20 protein-coding genes are annotated in these 19,343 nt (G+C 70.8%); 12 read left to right on the top strand and 8 right to left on the bottom strand.

The window, feature by feature from the left end; translation table 11 throughout:
* Window positions 1-5: 5 nt before the first annotated feature.
* From GRQ65_RS10500 to GRQ65_RS10510, 3 genes are read left to right on the top strand one after another with little or no spacing between them, the layout of a single operon-like run.
* On the top strand, window positions 6-428 hold the full coding sequence (locus GRQ65_RS10500) for an Ohr family peroxiredoxin (RefSeq protein WP_160877891.1): 423 nt from the start codon (window positions 6-8) through the stop codon (window positions 426-428).
* Window positions 421-825: a DoxX family protein gene (locus GRQ65_RS10505; RefSeq protein ID WP_160877892.1), complete on the top strand. Its 405-nt coding sequence runs from the start codon at window positions 421-423 to the stop codon at window positions 823-825. The genes GRQ65_RS10500 and GRQ65_RS10505 overlap by 8 nt, the downstream gene beginning before the upstream one ends.
* A gap of 33 nt (window positions 826-858) precedes the next feature.
* Window positions 859-1,836 carry a zinc-binding dehydrogenase gene (locus tag GRQ65_RS10510; protein ID WP_160877893.1) on the top strand — a complete coding sequence of 326 codons (978 nt, stop codon included), beginning with the start codon at window positions 859-861 and terminating at the stop codon, window positions 1,834-1,836.
* A 135-nt stretch (window positions 1,837-1,971) separates the two neighbouring features.
* Here the strand turns inward: GRQ65_RS10510 and GRQ65_RS10515 are convergent, their stop codons facing one another.
* Window positions 1,972-3,960 (bottom strand): ATP-dependent nuclease, encoded by a 1,989-nt coding sequence (locus tag GRQ65_RS10515; RefSeq protein ID WP_337191625.1) that lies wholly within the window; start codon window positions 3,958-3,960, stop codon window positions 1,972-1,974.
* 714 nt (window positions 3,961-4,674) lie between these two features.
* The gene (typA, locus tag GRQ65_RS10520) at window positions 4,675-6,567 is read right to left on the bottom strand and encodes a translational GTPase TypA (RefSeq protein WP_160877895.1); all 1,893 of its coding nucleotides are present in this window, start codon (window positions 6,565-6,567) and stop codon (window positions 4,675-4,677) included.
* A gap of 82 nt (window positions 6,568-6,649) precedes the next feature.
* Between typA and GRQ65_RS10525 the strand changes: the two genes are divergently transcribed.
* The 3 genes from GRQ65_RS10525 to GRQ65_RS10535 all read left to right on the top strand — a co-directional run bounded on the left by GRQ65_RS10525 (window position 6,650) and on the right by GRQ65_RS10535 (window position 9,143).
* Window positions 6,650-7,123: a PPOX class F420-dependent oxidoreductase gene (locus GRQ65_RS10525; protein WP_337191626.1), complete on the top strand. Its 474-nt coding sequence runs from the start codon at window positions 6,650-6,652 to the stop codon at window positions 7,121-7,123.
* Window positions 7,124-7,225: 102 nt separating this feature from the next.
* Window positions 7,226-7,738 carry a hypothetical protein gene (locus tag GRQ65_RS10530; RefSeq protein ID WP_160877897.1) on the top strand — a complete coding sequence of 171 codons (513 nt, stop codon included), beginning with the start codon at window positions 7,226-7,228 and terminating at the stop codon, window positions 7,736-7,738.
* Between the two features lie 58 nt (window positions 7,739-7,796).
* Entirely contained in the window at window positions 7,797-9,143 is a 1,347-nt protein-coding gene (locus tag GRQ65_RS10535) for a protealysin inhibitor emfourin (RefSeq protein WP_160877898.1), read from the top strand.
* Between the two features lie 123 nt (window positions 9,144-9,266).
* Here GRQ65_RS10535 and GRQ65_RS10540 read toward each other — a convergent pair whose 3' ends face one another.
* On the bottom strand, window positions 9,267-9,956 hold the full coding sequence (locus tag GRQ65_RS10540) for an amino acid racemase (protein ID WP_160877899.1): 690 nt from the start codon (window positions 9,954-9,956) through the stop codon (window positions 9,267-9,269).
* 5 nt (window positions 9,957-9,961) lie between these two features.
* Window positions 9,962-10,792 (bottom strand): SDR family oxidoreductase, encoded by an 831-nt coding sequence (locus GRQ65_RS10545; protein WP_337191627.1) that lies wholly within the window; start codon window positions 10,790-10,792, stop codon window positions 9,962-9,964.
* A 67-nt stretch (window positions 10,793-10,859) separates the two neighbouring features.
* Here GRQ65_RS10545 and GRQ65_RS10550 point away from each other — a divergent pair, with 67 nt between their 5' ends.
* From GRQ65_RS10550 to GRQ65_RS10560, 3 genes are all read left to right on the top strand, one after another.
* Window positions 10,860-11,318, top strand: coding sequence for a hypothetical protein (locus GRQ65_RS10550; RefSeq protein WP_160877901.1), 459 nt, complete (start codon window positions 10,860-10,862; stop codon window positions 11,316-11,318).
* Window positions 11,319-11,470: 152 nt separating this feature from the next.
* Entirely contained in the window at window positions 11,471-12,718 is a 1,248-nt protein-coding gene (gene mshA / locus GRQ65_RS10555; protein WP_439331855.1) for a D-inositol-3-phosphate glycosyltransferase, read from the top strand.
* Window positions 12,715-13,281, top strand: a complete 567-nt coding sequence (locus GRQ65_RS10560) for a type III secretion system chaperone family protein (protein ID WP_439331856.1) — start codon at window positions 12,715-12,717, stop codon at window positions 13,279-13,281. Before mshA ends, GRQ65_RS10560 begins: the two co-directional genes overlap by 4 nt.
* On the opposite strand, the gene GRQ65_RS10565 is transcribed toward GRQ65_RS10560, so the two are convergent.
* Together GRQ65_RS10565 and GRQ65_RS10570 are read right to left on the bottom strand one after the other, a co-directional pair.
* Entirely contained in the window at window positions 13,240-13,590 is a 351-nt protein-coding gene (locus GRQ65_RS10565) for a DUF1304 family protein (RefSeq protein ID WP_160877903.1), read from the bottom strand. The genes GRQ65_RS10560 and GRQ65_RS10565 overlap by 42 nt on opposite strands.
* A gap of 19 nt (window positions 13,591-13,609) precedes the next feature.
* A complete protein-coding gene (locus GRQ65_RS10570; protein ID WP_160877904.1) occupies window positions 13,610-14,569 on the bottom strand; it encodes an EamA family transporter in 960 nt (319 codons plus the stop codon).
* A gap of 64 nt (window positions 14,570-14,633) precedes the next feature.
* On the opposite strand from GRQ65_RS10570, the gene GRQ65_RS10575 reads away from it, so the two are divergent.
* Window positions 14,634-15,320 carry a maleylpyruvate isomerase N-terminal domain-containing protein gene (locus tag GRQ65_RS10575; RefSeq protein WP_237448037.1) on the top strand — a complete coding sequence of 229 codons (687 nt, stop codon included), beginning with the start codon at window positions 14,634-14,636 and terminating at the stop codon, window positions 15,318-15,320.
* 18 nt (window positions 15,321-15,338) lie between these two features.
* Here the strand turns inward: GRQ65_RS10575 and GRQ65_RS10580 are convergent, their stop codons facing one another.
* Both GRQ65_RS10580 and GRQ65_RS10585 read right to left on the bottom strand, forming a co-directional pair.
* Window positions 15,339-16,016, bottom strand: coding sequence for a response regulator (locus tag GRQ65_RS10580; RefSeq protein ID WP_160877906.1), 678 nt, complete (start codon window positions 16,014-16,016; stop codon window positions 15,339-15,341).
* Complete coding sequence (locus tag GRQ65_RS10585) at window positions 16,013-17,179, bottom strand: ATP-binding protein (protein WP_160877907.1); 1,167 nt, start codon at window positions 17,177-17,179, stop codon at window positions 16,013-16,015. Before GRQ65_RS10585 ends, GRQ65_RS10580 begins: the two co-directional genes overlap by 4 nt.
* A gap of 122 nt (window positions 17,180-17,301) precedes the next feature.
* Here GRQ65_RS10585 and phoU point away from each other — a divergent pair, with 122 nt between their 5' ends.
* Window positions 17,302-17,961 (top strand): phosphate signaling complex protein PhoU, encoded by a 660-nt coding sequence (gene phoU, locus GRQ65_RS10590; protein ID WP_160877908.1) that lies wholly within the window; start codon window positions 17,302-17,304, stop codon window positions 17,959-17,961.
* Window positions 17,962-18,194: 233 nt separating this feature from the next.
* On the top strand, window positions 18,195-19,205 hold the full coding sequence (locus tag GRQ65_RS10595) for a hypothetical protein (protein WP_160877909.1): 1,011 nt from the start codon (window positions 18,195-18,197) through the stop codon (window positions 19,203-19,205).
* The last annotated feature ends 138 nt before the right edge of the window (window positions 19,206-19,343 follow it).

Below are 19,343 nucleotides of genomic sequence, written 5' to 3' on the forward strand. Positions count from 1 at the left end.
CACCCGTGGAGACGCTCTACACCGCCGAGGCCCTCGCGACCGGAGGCGGCCGCAACGGCCACGTCCGCACCAGCGAGGGCACCCTCGACCTCGACCTCGCGGTCCCGACCGCGATGGGCGGCTCGGGCCAGGGTGCCAACCCCGAGCAGCTGTTCGCCGCCGGGTACGCCGCCTGCTTCCACTCCGCGCTCCAGGCCGTGGCCCGCGCGCAGAAGGTCGACCTCGGCGACTCCAGCGTCGGCGGCCAGGTCTCGATCGGCCCCAACGGCGAGGGCGGCTTCCAGCTCGCCGTGCGCCTCGAGGTCGTCGTCCCCGACCTGCCCCACGACCAGGCGCAGGCCCTCGCCGACGCCGCCCACCAGGTGTGCCCCTACTCCAACGCGACCCGCGGCAACATCGAGGTCGTCGTCGAGGTCACCGATGACTGATCGAGCTCGGACGGTCGGGCGCATCGCCCTCGGCCTCGCCCTGGCCGGGGCCGGCGTCGCCCACCTCACCACCGCGCGCGAGGAGTTCCGGGCCCAGGTGCCGGAGTTCGTCCCGCTCGACGTCGACACCACCGTCGTCGCCTCGGGCGTGGTCGAGATCGCCCTCGGCTCCGCGCTCGTGCTCGCCCGCGGCCGTCGTACGACGGTCGGCTGGATCGTCGCGGCGTTCTTCGTCGCCGTCTTCCCCGGCAACCTCGCGCAGTGGGTGCACCACCGCGACGGCTTCGGGCTCGACACCGACACCAAGCGGTTCGTCCGCCTGTTCTTCCAGCCCGTCCTGGTCGCCGCGGCGCTCTGGTCGACCGGCGCCTGGCGCGCCTGGCGCCGCTCGCGCTGACCACCCCCACCCAGCACCACAGAGGAGACACCCATGCGTGCCGTCATGCACGACACCTTCGCCGAGCCCGAGGACGTCCTCGGCGTCCAAGACGTCGAGCTGCCCGAGCCCGGTCCCGGCCAGGTCCGGCTCAAGATCCTGCTCTCGCCCATCCACAACCACGACCTGTGGACCGTGCGCGGCACCTACGGCTTCAAGCCCGAGCTGCCCGCCCGCGCCGGCACCGAGGCCGTCGGCGTCGTCGACGCGCTCGGCGAGGGCGTGGACACGCTGGAGGTCGGCCAGCGCGTCGCCTCCGGCGGCGGCTTCGGCTCGTGGGCGGAGTACGTCGTCACCTCGGCGGCCGGGCTGATCCCGGTCCCCGAGGCCATCCCCGACGAGTCCGCGGCCCAGCTGGTCTCGATGCCGCTCAGCGCCATCACGCTGCTGCACGTCCTCGAGCTCCAGGAGGGCGAGTGGCTCGCGCAGAACACCGCCAACGGCGCCGTCGGCCGCATGGTCGCCCAACTGGCCAAGGCCCGCGGGGTCCGCGTCCTGGGGCTCGTGCGCCGCGCCGCGGGCGTGCAGGAACTCGCCGACCAGGGCATCGGTGACGTCGTCGCCACCGACAGCGACGACTGGCGCGAGCGCGCGCTCGAGATCACCGGCGGAGCGCCGGTCAAGGCCGCCGTCGACTCGGTCGGCGGGAGCGCCGCGGCCGACCTGGTCTCACTACTCACCGACGGAGGCACGCTGCTGTCGTTCGGCTCGATGGGTTCGCCCACGCTCGAGATCCCGGCCGGCGACCTGATCTTCAAGCAGGTCACGGTCAAGGGCTTCTGGCTCAGCAAGATCAACCAGACCATGAGCGGCGACGTGCGCCGCCAGCTGTTCGGCGAGCTCATCACCCGCATCGGCGACGGCTCGCTGACCCTGCCCGTCTCGGCGACGTACCCCCTCGAGGAGGTCGCCGACGCCGTGCGCGCCAGCCTCACCCCCGGTCGCGTCGGCAAGGTGCTGCTGCGACCCTGACCGCCCGTGTCAACCACGACGGCCCCCGCTGCTCAGCAGCGGGGGCCGTCGTCGTACGGCGGGGGAGCGTCAGCCCTTGGCGGCCTTGCGGCACAGTTGGGAGCTTCGCGCCACCTGCCTCTAATTCTGAGTCCCTCATTTCTTCATCATGTCGCGAGTTCGCTCCAAGATATCTAGGAGCAGTTCGGGTGGTTCGCCAGCCGCGTACTTGCTCGCATCCAAGTACAGCAGTTCGTTCTTCCTGGGATCGCCGAGGCCTGACCCGGCAATCATGTCCGCTTGTTCACGCCATTCTGGCCAAGCTCCTTCGAGAAAAGTCTCGAGTGTGTCCTCCAGTACCGCGAACGTCTCGAAGACCTGAGATTTCGGCCAATCCTCCGCCGCGGCACCCAAGAGCGTCAGCAGTTTGCGATTCATCGCGCACTCCGCGGCGGCGGCGTTTTCGATGTCCTGGTCACTACGGCCCACTTTGATCATCCGGTGTGCTACACCGTGGTCACCGTCGAAGACGGTAAAGACCGGGATGCCGAGCTCGTGCAAGATGGCTCGAGGTAGCGGCAGGTTTCCCTTTGAGCTCACTTCGGCAACGACGATACCCGAGACAAAAACGGACTTCTGCCCACCGCGCTCCGAAACGCCCTCTATGACGGCTCGGTCAGTGGTCCCTTCCACCAGTATGACGCCTGAAGCGAACAACGCGTCGGGGAGACGATGCATAGCAACGCTTCCCATCTGACTTTCAATGACGCTTTCTTTGACAACGCCCTCGAGTGCAGTCTTTAGCTTCGACAGCGTAGTCGACCGCACCTCCACAGTCGGTCCCAAGTCGTCTCCAGTGCGTACCCTTCGGGTTAGTCGACGCACTTCGGAGAAATTGGCGGCACTAATAAAGTGCGGGCTGTGAGTGGCGTACATTATTTCGAAACGCTGATCGGGATCCTCAGCGAGGCTACGCAGAACCCGCCCGAATGCCTTGGCTTGGACTGGGTGTTGATACAGTTCCGGCTCCTCGATAGCAAGGCAGATTGTGCCCGATGGGCCGCCGCTACCATGACGCGCAAGCAGTTGCAACGCGGCAATAAGAAGCGTGCGCTGAAGCCCGTGGCCTTGTCGCGAGACTGAGGTGTGTAGTTCGGAATCGGCCACATCCACCTCGAACTGCACTTTCGGAGCGCCGATGCTGGGCTGTTGCAATCGCCTCACTACCACGCTTCGATCATCCACGTATTCTTGCACCGCATTCGTCAACTCAGTCGATAGTTTTTCGAACTGACCAGTGAAATGCTTTGCAAAGACCTCATCTTGCTGCTCATGCATTGCCTCTGCAATCGCCTGTAGTTCCTGATCGGCAGCGGTTCGGTCTACTGCGCGTTCTACGATTCGACCAATTACTGACGTTTTTCGATCGACCACCTCATCGCTTGCGCGCATGTCCGCGGCTACGAGCACATAGTCGAAGACGCCAGACATGGGGGCACTCCCGTCAAAGCCGAAGATATCCATTCGAACTTCAATCTCCGCGGGCGCAAGCTTCCCCGGGTTTGCTAGTTCGAAGGCCCGCATTGCGTTTTCTACCTCCACGGCTGAGTTCGCGGAAGGCAAATTCCAGGAGGGGTTCTCTTCCCTGAGCTTTTTGTACGCGTTTCGCTTCTCCATCGCCGGCCCGGCTCGGCGTATCAGAGCGAATTGCGGCAGGATCGAGGATTCGAAAAACATTCTTTCCTGGCCGTCGCTTCTCCTCTCGCGACGCAGCTTCAACTCGGTTTGGTTGTCCATCAGAGTTAGTCCGATGTGGTCCCGGTCGGTCTTCGTCATATTTGAAAACTCGACAGTCACCGAGATCGGTTCCGCAGTATTCCCCCGCGTGCAGTCGTCGGCGGAGATCTTCTCCACTGACGGTCCGTTGAAGAACCAGTTGAGCCCATGGAGGACGGTAGACTTGCCGACTCCGTTGGGGCCTATCAGGGTAGTCACCCGGTCGAATGAGACCTCGACGTCCGAGAGGCAACGAAAGTTCGTGAAGTGGGCCTTCCGAATTTGCACCAATGTTCTCCTTGCTTGCGAAAAGAATTGATTAATATCTACATCAAACTTCGGCGCTGCGTGTATTGAGAAATTCCGCACGACGGGTGGCTGCGCGTTCCGGCAAGGTAGCAGTCCCCTGCGCTCAAGTCGCGCTGCAGCCGACTCTGGAGTTGAGCCAACTTCGGACCTGTGCCACCTGCAAGATGGGCAAGGCAGGTGCGCTGGTCGGTTCGTGCGCCTGCAGCGCTCCCGCGGGCTCCGCTCCCCAGGCCCGGGGTGAATTTCTTCTAAGTTTGTGGCACCGTTGCTCCATCATGGAACAAGAACGGGGACGGCCGTGAACCTTGAAGACGCGATCAGGTCGAGGCGCTTGGTGTCATTCACCTACGATCAACTCCCGCGGGTAGTAGAGCCCGCAACCCTCGGTTACACCAGCACAGGAAAGTTGAGCCTACGCGGTTGTTTAATTGAGGGCGAAAGTCGCCGCAATACTTTACCTTGCTGGGAACTTTACACGGTCGATAAGATCGAGTCGCTCGTGTCGACAAGCGATACCTTCGTTGACTTCTCGCTCGACGGATATACCCGCGGAGATTCGGCGTTCGTGCAGATCCTCGCTGAACACTAGCGTCATCTGGGCGCTGCTTGAGCACCTGCTGTGTGAGTACAACGCTGTGAGTGGGAAGAAACGGCAATCCTGCGAGTGCGCTTCCCGCGGCCGGCAGCCGCCCGAGCTCCTGGTCAGTTCAGCACAAGAACCCGACGGCCCCCGCTGCTCAGCAGCGGGGGCCGTCGTCGTACGGCGGGGGAGCGTCAGCCCTTGGCGGCCTTGCGGGCGCGCGAGGCGGTCTTGGCCCGCTCGTTGGCGTCGAGCACGACCTTACGGATGCGCACGGCGGTCGGGGTGACCTCGACGCACTCGTCCTCGCGGCAGAACTCCAGGCACTGCTCCAGCGAGAGCTTGCGCGGCGGCACGAGCTTCTCGAAGTTGTCGGAGGTGGCGGACCGGATGTTGGTCTGCTGCTTCTCCTTGGTGATGTTGACGTCCATGTCGTCGGCGCGGGAGTTCTCGCCGACGATCATGCCCTCGTAGACCTCGGTGGTCGGCTCGACGAACATCACGCCGCGCTCCTGCAGCGAGGTCATGGCGTACGCCGTCGCGGCGCCCTTGCGGTCGGCGACGAGCGAGCCGGAGTTGCGCGAGCGGATCTCGCCGGCCCACGGCTCGTAGCCCTCGGAGATGTGGTGGGCGATGCCGGTGCCGCGGGTGTCGGTGAGGAACTCGGTGCGGAAGCCGATGAGGCCGCGCGCCGGCACCACGAACTCCATGCGCACCCAGCCGGTGCCGTGGTTGGTCATCTGCTCCATGCGGCCCTTGCGGGTGGCGAGGAGCTCGGTGATGGTGCCGAGGTACTCCTCGGGCGCGTCGATCGTCAGGCGCTCGATCGGCTCGTGGACCTTGCCGTCGACGAGCTTGGTGACCACCTGGGGCTTGCCGACGGTGAGCTCGTAGCCCTCGCGGCGCATCTGCTCGACGAGGATCGCCAGCGCGAGCTCACCGCGCCCCTGGACCTCCCAGGCGTCGGGCCGGTCGGTCGGCAGGATGTTGAGCGAGACGTTGCCGATGAGCTCCTGGTCGAGGCGGTCCTTGACCAGGCGAGCGGTGACCTTGTGGCCCTTGACCTGGCCCACCAGCGGGCTGGTGTTGGTGCCGATGGTCATCGAGATGGCCGGCTCGTCGACGTGGATGAGCGGCAGCGCGACGGGGTTCTCCGGGTCGGCGAGGGTCTCGCCGATGGTGATCTCGGGGATGCCCGCGACGGCGACGATGTCGCCGGGGCCGGCCTGCTCGCCCGGCTTGCGCTCGAGGCCCTCGGTGATGAGCAGCTCGGTGATGCGGACGTTCTTGGTCTCGCCGTCGCGGCGCATCCACGCCACGGTCTGGCCCTTCTTCAGGGTGCCCTCGTGGATGCGCAGCAGCGCGAGCCGGCCGAGGAACGGCGAGGCGTCGAGGTTGGTGACGTGGGCCTGCAGCGGCGCGCCCTCGGTGTAGGTCGGCGCCGGGATGGTCTCGAGGATCGTCTTGAACAGCGGCTCGAGGTCGGTGCCGTCGGGCAGGGTCGCGTTGGCCGGCTTGGTGAGGCTGGCGATGCCGGCCTTGCCGGAGGCGTAGACGACGGGGAAGTCGAGGGCGTCCTGGCCGTGGGAGTCGTCGAGCAGGTCCATGAACAGCTCGTAGGTCTCGTCGACGACCTCGTCGATGCGGGCGTCGCCGCGGTCGACCTTGTTGACGACCAGCACGACCGGCATGTCGGCGTTCAGCGCCTTGCGGAGCACGAAGCGGGTCTGGGGGAGCGGGCCCTCGGAGGCGTCGACCAGCAGCACGATGCCGTCGACCATCGACAGGCCGCGCTCGACCTCGCCACCGAAGTCGGCGTGGCCGGGGGTGTCGATGATGTTGATCGTCATGCCCTCGGGGGCCGACGGACCGGTGTAGTGGATCGCGGTGTTCTTCGCGAGGATCGTGATGCCCTTCTCGCGCTCGAGGTCACCGCTGTCCATCACCCGCTCGCCGACGCTCTCGGCCTGGTGCTCGGAGAAGGCACCCGCCTGACGCAGCATGGCGTCCACCAGGGTGGTCTTGCCGTGGTCGACGTGCGCGACGATGGCGACGTTGCGGAGGTGGGCCTTGCGGGTCTCGGACACGAGGGGCCACTCTACTTTCGCGAGCGGGCCCGACCCGCATCGGCGAGGGCCGTCCCGACGTGGTTCTGGTTACCGTCCCGCCGTGCCGAACATCGCGACCAACACCCGCGTCGAGCGCGACGAGCTCCTCGACTTCGTCCGCACCCGTCACCACCTGGTGCTCGTGACGACCCGCTCCGACGGGCGCCCGCAGGTCTCGCCGGTCACCGGCGGCGTCGACGCCGAGGGCCGCATCGTGATCTCGACCTACCCCGACCGCGCCAAGGCCACCAACCTGCGCCGCGACCCTCGCGCCACGGTGCTCGTGCTCTCCGACGAGTGGGACGACGCCTGGGTGCAGGTCGACGGCGCCGCCGAGGTGCTCGACATGCCGAGCCAGGAGGCCGAGGACGGCCTGGTGGAGTACTTCCGCTGCATCGCCGGCGAGCACTCCGACTGGGACGAGTACCGCGCCGCCATGCGCTCGCAGGGCAAGTCGCTGATCCGGATCACCCCCGAGCGGTGGGGTCCGGTCGCCACCGGCGGCTTCCCGCCGGACCGCGTGCCCTCGTCCTGACGTGGTCGGGCATGGCCCGTCCGGGTCATGCCGGCGTACGACGGACAGCCTGACCCGTTGCGAACCGCGCCGCCCGCCGCCAGCGGCGGCCAGCATGGACCCGTGCGCACTCCCCGCCTCACGGCCGTCGTCCTCTCCGCCCTCGCCGCGCTCGTCCTCGGCGGTGGCACCGCCTCGGCCGCGCCCGCACCGCCCGCGCCCGACGACTCGTGGGTCGCGGTCGCCCAACCCGTCCAGGCGCAGTCGGACGACGACGATGACGACGACTACGGCGACGAGTGCGAGGCCGACGACGACGACTGCGTCGACGTGGGCGACGACGAGCTGTGGACCTTCGACGCCTACCGCCCGACCATCAGCGGCAAGGTGCAGGTCGGCCAGGTCGTCACCGTGGTGCCCGACGAGGAGGCCTACTCCTACGAGACGACCGAGGAGGTCGTCACGCTGACCTACCGCTGGCTGGTCGACGGCAAGGCGGTCGGCAAGGGCAGCGGAACGGCGTTCAAGTTGAAGAAGAAGCACCGTGGGCGGATGCTCAGCGTCGAGGTCACCGCCAGCGCGCCCACCTACGAGACCGAGACGGTCATCTCGAAGCCGCGCAAGATCCTCGGCTGACCCTCGCGCGCTGCGCCTCGTCGTTGCGGATGTCGGTGGTGCGCGCTTCGCTGGAGGCATGAGCCGCCTCTGCTTCCTGCCGCCGTACCTCCTGCGCGAGCTCGCCTCGACGCGACCGGACGGCGAGGAGTGGGTGACCCGGCTGCTCGCGCGCGACGACGGGTTCCGCCTGCAGCGCTCGCTGGTGCCGACGGCGGCGCCGTCAGCGTCTGCGGCGTGGGTCGTGCACACCGCTGACAACGCCTCGTCGCTGCCCGGCCGGGTCGTGCGCCGCGCGGGCGAGGGCCCGAGTGGTGACGTGGCCGTCGACGAGGCCGCCGACGGCGTCGCCGCCTCCCTGGCGCTCTTCGCCGAGGTCTACGGCCGCGACTCCTACGACGACCGCGGGGCCAGCGTGCTCGCGACCGTCCACTACGAGCGCGACTACGTCAACGCCTTCTGGGACGGGCGGCAGCTGGTCTTCGGCGACGGCGACGGCGAGGTGTTCGACCGGTTCACCAAGCCCGTCGACGTGCTCGGTCACGAGCTGACCCACGCCGTCACCGAGCGCACCGCGGGGCTGGTCTACGAGGGCCAGTCGGGCGCGCTCAACGAGTCGGTCTCCGACGTCTTCGCCTCCTGCCTCAAGCAGCGGCTGCTCGGCCAGAGCGCCGACGAGGGCGACTGGCTCATCGGTGAGGGGCTCTCCCTGCCGGGCGTGCAGGCCCGCGGGCTGCGCGACATGGCCGCCCCCGGCACGGCGTACGACGACCCGCGGCTCGGGCGCGACCCGCAGCCGGCCGACATGAGCGGCTACGTCGACACGACCGACGACAACGGCGGGGTGCACCTCAACTCCGGCATCCCCAACCGGGCCTTCCAGCTCGCCGCCGTCGCGATCGGGGGCTCGGCGGCCGAGGGGGCCGGCCGGGTCTGGTACGCCGCGCTCACCGGCGCCCTGCCCGCCCGGGCCGACTTCGCGACGTTCGCCGCCGCCACCCTCGCAGTCGCCGGCGAGCACGCCGACGCGGTCGCGGGGGCGTGGGAGACCGTCGGCGTGACCCCGCGGGCGACGACAGCCGGGCCCGGCCAGCCGCCCCCGGTCGCCGGGTCGTCAGGACCGTCGGGGTCGTCCGAGCGCGCCGTCAGCGTGCGCCGATCCGGCGGCTTCGCCGGCCAGGTCGTCGAGGGCCGGGTCGACCTGGCCGAGGAGCCCGACGAGCAGCGCCGCACCGAGCTCGAGGCCCTGGTCGGGCGCATCGACCTGCGTGAGGTCGCCGGCGGGACGCCACAGCCGGACCGCTACGTCTTCGACCTCGACCTGTGCGGCGACCGCGCCCAGGTGCCCGAGCAGCACCTCACCGCCGACCTCCGCCGGGTCTGCGAGCTCGTCCTCGACCCGGGCGCGCCGTCGTCCTGGCGGTAGTCACCGACGTTCGGTCGGTAGTCACCGACGTTCCGGGTGGGTGAGAGGTGTCTCAGGCCCCCGGAACGTCGGTGACTACCGCCGGCCCCCGGAACGTCTGTGGCTACCGCACAGACGAGGACGTCAGGACAGCGCGCGGTCGAGAGCGGCGTTGACGTGCAGGGTGGTGCAGGGGAAGACGGGGAGGTCGACATCGGCCTGCTTGATGAGCAGCTCGAGCTCGGTGCAGCCGAGGAGGACGCCCTCGGCGCCGGCGTCCCAGAGCTGGTCGATCAGCTTGACGACGCGACGGCGGGTGCGGTCGAGCACGTGGCCGTGGACGAGCTCCTCGTAGATCGCGGAGTTGAGCCACTCGTGCTCGGAGGCGTCGGGCACGATCACCTCGAGCCCGTGGCCCGCCATCCGGTCGGTGAAGAACCCGTCGGACATGGCGACCTGGGTGCCGATGAAGCCGACCTTGGAGACCCCGGCCGCGCGGCACGCGTCGGCGACCACGTCGGCGAGGTGCAGCACGGGGACGTCGACGGCGGCCTCGACCTGGTCGAAGACCTTGTGGAACGTCGTGGTGCACAGCAGCAGGAAGTCGGCGCCCGCGCGCTCGACGCTCTGGCTGGCGGAGGCGAGGAGCTGACCGATCTGGTCCCACTTCTCGGCGTCCTCGAGATCGGTGACCTCGGCGAAGTCCACCGTCGTGAGGACCAGCTTGGGCGAGGCGAGTCCGCCCACCCGGTCCTGCACCCCGAGGTTGAGGTCGCGGTAGTAGACCGCGCTGCTCTCCCAGCTCATCCCGCCGACGAGGCCGATCGTCTTCACGTGCGTCAGTCTCCCAGAGAGTCGTCGTCGGCGCTCGGGCGGTCGGGCAGCACCCGGTGCACCTTGTGCTGGTGGGCCTGCGCCTTGGGTCGGATGACCAGCTCGTCGATGCTCACGTGGGCCGGGCGGGTGGCCATCCACACGATCGCGTCGGCGACGTCGTCGGCGACCAGCGGCTCCGCGACCCCGGCGTAGACCGCGTCGGCCGCCGCCCGGTCGCCGTCGAAGCGGTTGAGCGCGAACTCGTCGGTGCGCACCATCCCGGGCGCGACCTCCATGATCCGCACGGGCTGGTCGTAGAGCTCGAGGCGCAGCGTCTCGTTGACGACCTTGGTGCCGTGCTTGGCGGCGGTGTAGCCGGCGCCGCCCTCGTAGGCGAGACGCCCGGCGGTCGAGCCGACGTTGACGACCGCACCGGCCCCGCTGGCCACGAGCGCGGGCAGCAGCGCCTTGGTGACCTCCATCAGACCGACGACGTTGACCTCGAACATCGCGCGCCACGCGTCGGCGTCGGCCTCGGCCACGCTCGCCGCCCCGCCGAAGGCGCCACCGGCGTTGTTGACCAGCAGGTCCAACCGGCCCCCGGAGAGGCTGCCCACGGTCGAGGCGAGCCCGGCCACCGAGGCCGGGTCGGTGACGTCGCAGGTCACGGCGGTCCCGCCGATCTCGGCGGCCAGCGCCTCGACCCGCTCGGTGCGTCGCGCGGCGCAGACGACGTGGTAGCCGGCGGCCGCGAGCCGTCTCGCCGTGGCCTCGCCGATGCCGCTGCTGGCGCCCGTGACGACGGCCGTGCGTCGTCCGGGAGGGGTGGTGGGACCGGTCGCGTGCTCGCTCACGCGCCCATCCTGCACCCCGGCGCCGACACGCGGACCGGCACCGCGAGCGGTGGCACACTCGTCCCCCATGACACCGACCCCCCTCACCGTCAGCGCGAGGGTCGCCGGGATCCTGGGCGGGCTGTGCTGGCTCGCCCGGGCGGTCCTCGACGGCACCGGCGCACCCGCCCCGGCCGTCGACGGGCTCTACTGGGGCGGCCTCGCCCTGCTCGCCGTGGCCCTCCTCGCCATCGGCGCGGGGCTCGTCTCCGGCATCGCCACACTGCGGGTGCTGGTCGCCGTCTGCCTGGGCGTGATGGCGTGGTCGCTGCTGGAGTTCCTGCGCGGGCAGTACGCCGACGCGCGGGTCGATGCCGTGGCCGGCGTGGTCGTCGCGCTGGGCTGCGCGGCGGGCGTGGCCCGGCGCCGCCCGACGGCTCCCGCGACCGCAGCCCCCGCAACCCCCGCAGCCCCCGCAGCCAGCGGGCACCGCGCCCGGCGCGGCCCGTCCTCCCCAGCCGGCCGTCGGCGCTCGCCCGCCCGCTAGGGAGGTGCTGATGAATGGGGGCGGGGCTGACGCCGCCCCGTGCCATTGATCAGCGCTTCCCTGGGCCGGGTACCTCCGGGAATGTCGGCTCCCTGTGGTGGAGTTGGCTCCAGGGACCGGCGGGCGCGAGGCGGAGGTGCAGGGTGGGAGCGGTGCGGCGGCTCGCGATGATCAGCCTGCACACCTCCCCCCTCGACCAGCCCGGCACCGGCGACGCGGGCGGCATGAACGTCTACGTCCTCGAGGTCGCCAAGCGCCTGGCCCGGCGCGGTGTCGAGGTCGACGTCTTCACCCGCGCGACCAGCTCGGCGCTCGAGCCCGTCGTGGTGGCGTACGACGGGGTGACGGTGCGTCACATCCACGCCGGCCCGTTCGAGGGGCTCACCAAGCACGAGCTCCCCGCACAGCTGTGCGTCTTCGCCCGCGAGGTGCTGCGCACCGAGGCCGCGCAGCCCGTAGGCCACTACGACGTCGTCCACAGCCACTACTGGCTCTCCGGGCAGGTCGGGGCGCTCGCCCGGGACCGCTGGGGGGTCCCGCTCGTGCACTCGATGCACACGATGGCCAAGGTCAAGAACGCCGCGCTGGCGGACGGTGACACCCCCGAGCCGCCGGCTCGGGTGATCGGTGAGGAGCAGGTGGTCGAGGCCGCCGACGTGCTGGTCGCCAACACCGCGCTCGAGGCGCAGCAGCTGCTCGACCTCTACGACGCCGATCCGGCCCGCGTCGAGGTGGTGCACCCCGGCGTGGACCTCGAGGTCTTCCGTCCCGTGCCCCGGGCCGAGGCCCGCGCCGCGCTGGGGCTGCCCGTCGACGCCGACGTGGTGCTGTTCGCCGGTCGCATCCAGCCGCTCAAGGGGCCCGACGTCCTGCTGCGGGCCGTCGCCGAGCTCGTCGCCCGCGAGCCGGGTCGCCGGGGGCGGCTCGTGGTGCCGGTGGTGGGCGGTCCGTCGGGCACCGGTCTCGACAAGCCGCAGGCGCTGGCCGACCTCGCGGCCGAGCTGGGCATCGCCGACCTGGTGCGGTTCGTGCCGCCGGTCGGTCAGGCCGAGCTCGCGCGGTGGTACGCCGCCGCCACGCTCGTCGCCGTCCCGTCGTTCAACGAGTCGTTCGGCCTGGTCGCCGCCGAGGCCCAGGCCGCCGGGTCACCCGTCGTCGCCGCCGCCGTCGGTGGCCTCACGACGGTCGTGCGCGACGGGCACAGCGGTCTGCTGGTGCCCGGCCACGGCGCCGAGGAGTGGGCCGCCGCGCTCGGTGCGGTGCTGGCCGACCCGGCGCTGCGCGACCGCTTGGCCGTCGGCGCGCTCGAGCAGGCCCGCCACTTCTCCTGGGACGCCACCGCCGAGGCGACCCTGGCCGTCTACGAGCGGGCCCGCGGCCGGCTCCGGGAGGCGTCGTGACCGACTGGGACCCCGAGCCCGAGCCCGAGGCGCCGGCCCTCGCGCGCATCCGCGCCTGGCTGGACGCCCAGGGCCTGGAGTTCACCGAGCCCTCGCCGGGGCTGTTCTCCTTCACCCTGCCCGGCGAGCGCAAGCTGCAGACGCCGGTCCGGCTCGACGTGGGCCGTCACGCGCTGGCCGTGCACGCCTTCGTCTGCCGGCGCCCCGACGAGAACCACGCCGGCGTCTACCACTGGATGCTCCAGCGCAACCTGCGCCTCTACGCCGTCTCCTTCGCCCTCGACGCCGTCGGCGACATCTACCTCGACGGTCGGCTGCCGCTCGTCGTGCTCGACGGCGACCACGCCGACGAGGAGCTCGACCGCCTGCTCGGCACGGTGCTCAGCACCGCCGACGAGTCCTTCAACACCCTGCTCGAGCTCGGCTTCGCCTCCTCGATCCGCAAGGAGTGGGAGTGGCGGCGACTGCGCGGGGAGTCGACCGCCAACCTCGAGGCGTTCCGCGGCTGGCTGGAGAGGGACTCAGGCGACCAGCACGACGAGGAAGGCCACGACGGCCGGTAGCGCCTGCACCAGCCAGATCTTCGGCCCGACCGTCGCGCCGCCGTACGCCCCGGCGATGACGACGCAGCCGAGGAAGAACAGCCGCACGTCCTCGCGTCCCGAGACCAGCCCCCAGGCCAGCCCGGCGGCGAGGAAGCCGTTGTAGAGCCCCTGGTTGGCCGCCATCACCTTGCTCTCGGCGGCGAACTCCGGGGTCAGACCGAACGCCGCACGACCGCGCGGGGTGTCCCAGAGGAACATCTCCAGCACGAGGAACCCGAGGTGCAGGGCGGCGACGAGCCCGACGAGGACGGCGGCGAGGGTGCTCACCGGGGGAGTCTCGCAGCCCTCACACCGGAGGGGGAGGAGCCGTCGCGGCGGTGCGGGGCTTGCGCCGGGCCACCGCGACGCCGACGAGGGCGAGCACACCACCGGCGTACGCCATGGTGGCGGGGGTCTCGCCGAGCAGCAGCCAGCCCATGACGATGGTGATCGGCGGGACGAGGTACGTCGTCACGCCGAGGTTGCCAGCGGACATCGAGCGCAGGGCGTAGGCGAAGGTCGTGAACGCGATCGCGGTCGGGAAGACCCCGAGGTAGACGACCCAGCCGACGTCGGCGGCCGAAGCTGCCCGGACGTCGCCGACGAGCTGCCCGGCGAAGGGCAGGCACGCCACCGCGCCGACCGAGCAGGCGAGCCAGGTGACCTGCACCGCCGGCAGTCGGGCGACGAGCGGCTTCTGCAGGACCAGGCTGACGGCGTAGACGACCGCGGCCAGCAGGCAGAGCAGCACCCCGGCCACGCTGCGATCGCCGTGCTCCCCGCCGGTGGCGGTCGCGATCAGCACGATGCCGGCGAAGGCGAGACCGAGCCCGATCGCGAGGTAGCGGGTGAACCGCTCGCCGAGGAACACCGCCGCGAGCAGCGCCACGAGCACGGGGGAGACCTGGATCAGCATCACCGCGGTGCCGGCGTCGACGTGCTGCTCGCCGGCGTTGAGGGCGACGTTGTAGACGCCGAACCACAGCACGCCGATCGCGACCACGGCCAGCCACTGCCCCCGGGTCATCCGGACCAGCCCGCGGCTCAGGGCGGTGACCCCGAGGCACACCGCGCCGACGAGCAGTCGGCCCAGTGACAGCGAGCCGGGGGAGAAGGTGTCCGCGAGGTGGCGGATCGCGACGAACGCCGAGGCCCACAGCACGAGCGTCACCCCGACGGCAGCCAGCGGCAGCCACGGCGCGGGGGCCGTCGTGCCGGGCGGCTCGGGACGCTCGGGGCGACCGGTCTCGGGACGGGTGGCGGTCACCGGGTCATCACGGGCCCAGCCTAGGAACGCCGGACCCCGCGTGGCACGCGGGTTCCGGACGTCGATGCGCGAGATGGTGCCGTTCCGTCCGGCGGGGACGGGGCACCGGTCGCCCGTGCAGCTCGCCACGACGTACGCCGAGGTCGTCGCGGCCCTCACGACCACGGTCGAGGGCCTCGCGCCGGCAGACTTCGAGCGCCCCACCCGCACCGAGTGGACCGTGCGCGAGCTGCTGTGGCACCAGACGCTCGACGCGATCCGTGCCCTGGCCACCTTCGCCACGGTCGTCGACCGGCCCGTCGACACCGACGCGGTGACCTACTGGACCGACTTCCACCCCGACGCGGGCGACGGGGGAGCCGGCCACGCGGCGTACGTGCGGGCCGCGGCAGCGGCGTTCGACTCAGCGGACGGCGTGGCGGCGTTCTGGCGCGACACCGGCCCGGCGGCCGCCCGCGCCGCGGCGGCCGCCGACCCCGCGGCGCATGTGGCCACCCAGGGCCACGTGCTCACGGTCGGGGACTTCGTCTCCACGCTGATCGTCGAGGCGACGGTGCACCTGCTCGACCTGTCGGTCGACCTCGAGGGTGCGGCCGCACCGCCGGCGGCCGCCCTCGCCGAGACCCGCCGGGTGCTCGAGGCGCTCGAGGACCGGCCTACGGGCGGGACCCTGCCGTCGGAGTGGGACGACACCGAGGCGGTGCTGCGGGCCACCGGGAGGCTCCCGGGCTGGCCGGTGCTGCTCGGGTGAGGCCGCCTGACGCCGGGCTCAGAGGTCGAGCTTGTAGCCCAGGCCGCGGACGGTGACGAGGTACTTCGGCTCGCCCGGGTCGGGCTCGAGCTTGGCGCGCAGCCGCTTGACGTGGACGTCGAGGGTCTTGGTGTCGCCGACGTAGTCGGAGCCCCAGACCCGGTCGATGAGCTGGCCGCGGGTCAGCACGCGACCGGGGTTGCGCAGGAACATCTCGAGCAGCTCGAACTCCTTGAGCGGCAGCCGCTGCTCCTGGCCCCCGACCGTGACCACGTGGCGCTCGACGTCCATGCGCACCGGGCCGGCCTCGAGGGTCGGCGGGGCAAGGTCGGGCTCGACGCCGCGGCGCAGCACGGCGCGGATGCGGGCGACGAGCTCGCGGGGGGAGTAGGGCTTGGTGACGTAGTCGTCGGCGCCGAGCTCGAGGCCGACCACCTTGTCGACCTCGTCGTCCTTGGCGCTCACCATGATCACCGGCACGCTGCTGGTCTGCCGGATCGTGCGGCAGACCTCGGTGCCGGGGATGCCCGGCAGCATGAGGTCGAGCAGCACGATGTCCGCGCCGTTGCGGTCGAACTCCGTGAGCGCGGTGTTGCCGTCGGCGGCGATCGCGACCTCGAAGCCCTCCTTGCGCAGCATGTAGGCCAGGGCCTCGCTGTAGCTCTCTTCGTCCTCGACGACGAGTACCCGGGTCACTTCAACACCTCTCTGTGGGGATGCTCGGGGGACGCGTCCGCGCCGCTCGGCACGTGCTGGGGCAGGGTCAGCGTGAACGTCGAACCCTGGCCCTCCACGGACCACACCCGGATGTCGCCACCGTGGGTGGCGGCGACGTGCTTGACGATGGACAGACCGAGACCGGTGCCGCCCGTGGAGCGGTGCCGCGCCGGGTCGACGCGGTAGAAGCGCTCGAAGATGCGGTCGATCTCGTTGCTGGGGATCCCGATGCCCTGGTCGACGACGGAGATGTCGACCACACCGTCCTCGGCCTTGGTGGTGACGAGCACGGTGGAGTCGGGCCGGGAGTACGACACGGCGTTGGAGACCAGGTTGGAGACGGCGGCGGAGACCTGCTCGTGGTTGCCGAACACCTCGAGGCCGGACGTGCCGCTGGTGACGACCTGGATGTTCTTGGACCCCGCGTCGATGGCGCTGGTGTCGACGGCCATGGCGATGATGTCGTCGAGGTCGACCGGGTCGGGCATCTCGAGCGGGTCGTCGGCCTGCAGCCGCGAGAGCTCGATGATCTGCTGCACGAGCCCGGTCAGCCGGTCGCTCTCCAGCGACATCCGGCTGGCGAACCGCTCGACCGCCTCCGGGTCGTCGCTGGCGTCGCAGACGGCCTCGGCGAGCAGCTTGATCGCACCGACCGGGGTCTTCAGCTCGTGGCTGACGTTGGCGACGAAGTCGCGGCGCACGGCCTCCACGCGGCGTTCGCGGGTGCGGTCCTCGACGAGCACCAGGACCAGGCGCGAGCCCAGCGGCGCGACCCGCGCGGTGACGTGGCGCGGCGGGCCGCTCGGGCGGGCGAGCAGCAGCTCGGTCTCGCGGATCTGGCCGTCGCGGCGCACCTGGTGCACCAGGTCGTCGAGCTCCTCGTTGAGCAGGGCGGTGCCGCGCACGAGGCCGAGGGCGTAGGCCGGGGCCGACGCCTTCACCACCGTGTCGGAGTCGTCGACGATGACCGCGCTGCTGCGCAGCACCGACAGGACCGTCGCGACCTCGGGCGGTACGACGGGCAGCTCGACGGGTGCCGCGCTCTGCTGCTGGCGGTCGGAGATGTGCCAGGCGAGCATCGCGCCTCCGGCGACCACGGCCCCGAGGATCGCGGCGAGGAACGCCTGCGTCGTCGGGTCCACCCCACAATCGTAGGGCGGGCGTCGACTGCCGTTCGCAATCCACGAACCCGACGTTCGCGATGTTCACTCCTCGTTCACGTGAGCACCCCGGGCGTACACGTCACCCGATTACCGTCGAGGACATGCGTGAACTCTTCCACGACGAGCTGGACTCGGTCTTCGTCGACCTCGCGGCGATCTGCTCGCAGGTCGAGGCCGCTGTCGCGGGTGCGACCGAGGCCCTCCTCAGCGGTGACGCCGAGCTCGCCGAGCGCGTCATCAGCGGCGATGCCGCCATCGACCAGGCCCGCGAGGACGTCGAGGAGAAGGCGTTCTCCCTGCTCTCCCTCCAGGCCCCGGTGGCCGGCGACCTGCGCGTCGTGGTCGCCGCGCTGCGCATGGTGACCGAGCTCGAGCGGATGGGCGACCTGTCCGTCCACGTCGCCAAGATCGCCCGCCTGCGGGTGCCCAACATCGCCGTGCCCGAGGAGATCCGTCCGACGCTCAGCCGCATGGCCGCGGTCGCCGAGGACATGGTCGGCCGGGTCAAGGCGATCATCGCCGACCGCGACGTCAGTGCCGCGATCGAGCTCGGCCGCGACGACGAGGAGATGGACCAGCTGCGCCGCCGCTCCTTCGCCGAGCTCCTCTCCGACGACTGGACCCAGGGCGTCGAGGCCGCCGTCGACGTCGCCCTCCTCGGCCGCTACTACGAGCGCATCGCCGACCACGCCGTCTCCGTCGCCCACCGCGTCGTCTTCGTCGTCACCGGCGAGAAGCCCGTCCCCGCCGTTCGCGCCTGACGCTCCCTCCGTTTTCGTCGTCCGGCCACGGCCCTGTCTGGCTCCGGGCGGTAGTCACCGACGTTCGGTCGGTAGTCACCGACGTTTCGGGGCCTGAGAGGTGTCTCAGACCCCCGGAACGTCGGTGACTACCGCCAGCCCCCTGCCCCGCCCGGGGCTGTGGAGAGCCGTTCGCGCCGAGGTGCGAAGCACTCCACGCTGGTGGGGTGAACCCGTGGAGCGAGCGTGCGCGTGTGGTCGTGCCTGTGCGCACCGACCCCGAGGGGAAGGCCGGACCGACCGCCGACCAGGCCCGCGCCCGCGCCTGGCGGCGGGTGAGCCGAGGTCTCTACGTCCCGTCCTCGGTCGACTCGGAGGTCCCCGAGCAGCGGATCGTCGAGGCGGCGGCGTGCCTGCCGGCGGCGTACGGCGGGGTGACGGGGTGGGCGGCGCTGCGGTGGGCGGGGGCCACGTGGTTCGACGGCCGTGACCGTCTCGGCGCACCCCAGCCGGTCACTCTGTCGATCATGCGGACCGAGATCAGGTCGCAGCCCGGGATCGCGGTGAGCGCCGAGCGGCTGCCGCCCCGCGACCTCACCACCGTCCGGGGCCTGGCCACGACCTCGGCGGTCCGGGCGGTGTGCTTCGAGATGAGGTACTGCTCCGACGAGCGACGGGCGACGGTCCTGCTCGACATGGCGCTGATGCACGACGTGGTCTCGACCGACGAGGTCGCGGCGTACGTCGAGACGCTCAACGGCTGGACCGGGGTCGCGAAGTGCCGCGCCGCCCTGGCGATGTGCGAGGAGAACAGTTGGTCGGCCATGGAGACCGTCATGCGGTTGGCGTGGACCCTCGACGCGGGCCTGCCGCGGCCGCTGTGCAACCGGCCGGTCTTCGACCTCGCCGGTCGACACGTGGGCACGCCCGACCTGCTCGACGCGCACGCCGGGCTCGTCGGGGAGTACGACGGCATCGTGCACCTCGACCAGCGCCGCCGAGGGAAGGACATCGACAAGGAGGCGACCTACAGGAGTCTCGGGCTCGAGCACGTCACGATGGCCGCCGGCGACGTGGCCTCGCCCAGCACGACCGTCGTGCCGCGCATCCTCCAGGCGCGCGCTCGAGCGCTGGCCCGGCGGGCCGAGCCCCGGGGCTGGACCGTCGAGCCTCCGCGCTGGTGGGTCGACACCAGCACCGTCGCCGCCCGCCGTGGCCTCAGTGCCGAGCAGCGGGACCGGTTGCTGCGCTACCGGGCGAGCTGAGGATCGCCCCAGGGGTCGGGGCGTCGTCCGATACCGGTCGGTACTCACCGACGTTCTGGGGGTCCAAGACGCCTCTCATGCCCCGAAACGTCGGTGACTACCGACCGGACGTCGGTGACTACCGCCGACGAGGGGCTG

The sequence above is a fragment of the Nocardioides flavescens genome (genome assembly GCF_009823805.1).
Classification (GTDB): Bacteria; Actinomycetota; Actinomycetes; order Propionibacteriales; family Nocardioidaceae; genus Nocardioides; species Nocardioides flavescens.

Bases quoted from the DNA above. Each gene is read 5' to 3' on its own strand.
- phoU (WP_160877908.1), top strand. From the start codon at position 17,302: ATGCGTGAACTCTTCCACGACGAGCTGGACTCGGTCTTCGTCGACCTC.
- GRQ65_RS10510 (WP_160877893.1), top strand. From the start codon at position 859: ATGCGTGCCGTCATGCACGACACCTTCGCCGAGCCCGAGGACGTCCTC.
- GRQ65_RS10575 (WP_237448037.1), top strand. From the start codon at position 14,634: ATGCGCGAGATGGTGCCGTTCCGTCCGGCGGGGACGGGGCACCGGTCG.
- GRQ65_RS10535 (WP_160877898.1), top strand. From the start codon at position 7,797: ATGAGCCGCCTCTGCTTCCTGCCGCCGTACCTCCTGCGCGAGCTCGCC.
- GRQ65_RS10505 (WP_160877892.1), top strand. From the start codon at position 421: ATGACTGATCGAGCTCGGACGGTCGGGCGCATCGCCCTCGGCCTCGCC.
- GRQ65_RS10550 (WP_160877901.1), top strand. From the start codon at position 10,860: ATGACACCGACCCCCCTCACCGTCAGCGCGAGGGTCGCCGGGATCCTG.